2 protein-coding genes are annotated in these 579 nt (G+C 57.0%); both read left to right on the top strand.

The window, feature by feature from the left end; all coding sequences use genetic code 11:
• The first annotated feature begins 164 nt into the window (after positions 1-164).
• A complete protein-coding gene (locus AC1RMF_RS26650; RefSeq protein ID WP_342620455.1) occupies positions 165-374 on the top strand; it encodes a hypothetical protein in 210 nt (69 codons plus the stop codon).
• A 31-nt stretch (positions 375-405) separates the two neighbouring features.
• On the top strand, positions 406-579 hold a 174-nt coding region (locus AC1RMF_RS26645), incomplete at its 3' end, for a phage holin family protein (RefSeq protein WP_493145576.1).

Here is a 579-nt window from a genome sequence, read left to right as displayed (position 1 = left end):
GCCTTGGCGCAACATACACAGAAGTTATCCCCAGCTCAGCACACAGGTTCTGTGGATGGAACAGGAGCCGCTGGTAGTCGGATTCGACGGTCGAGACGTTGAACTGGAGACAACAGCCACCAGATGCTGTTCCACACAATAACGGATACACCATCCGCAGGGCCATGAGAACGACAAACACACTCAACAAATGTCACCGATGTGGTGCAACCAGCTACAAGCCTGTGATCGAGCGGGATGCGTCCGGGAACATGACACCCAGCGGGCAGCACCAGTGCGTAGGATGTGGTCTGACCTTTGGCAGTATTGACGAGTGGAGAAGTGGAACCCGCCACAACGAGCAGGTGCCCCAACAGGTCAACGACAAGCCCTAGTCCAGGGCCGCTACAGGAATCCGATCACACCATGAACGAACTGCGACCATTCCTTCTGCATTGGGGCATTACATCCATGGCACTGTGGGTGGCCAGCCATGTCTTTCGGGGAGTGCGGTTTGAAGGGCTGCCATCCCTGTTGGTGTCCGCGCTCTTGCTGGGCCTGGCCAATGCCATCGTTAAGCCGCTGCTCATCGTCCTGACC

The sequence above is a fragment of the Rhodoferax sp. GW822-FHT04A08 genome, from assembly GCF_058801025.1.
The sequence above is the reverse complement of the archived record's forward strand: the minus strand, read 5'-3'. Positions and strand labels throughout refer to the sequence as shown.

Coding starts and splice junctions, on each gene's coding strand:
- AC1RMF_RS26650 (WP_342620455.1), top strand. CDS start 165: ATGAGAACGACAAACACACTCAACAAATGTCACCGATGTGGTGCAACC.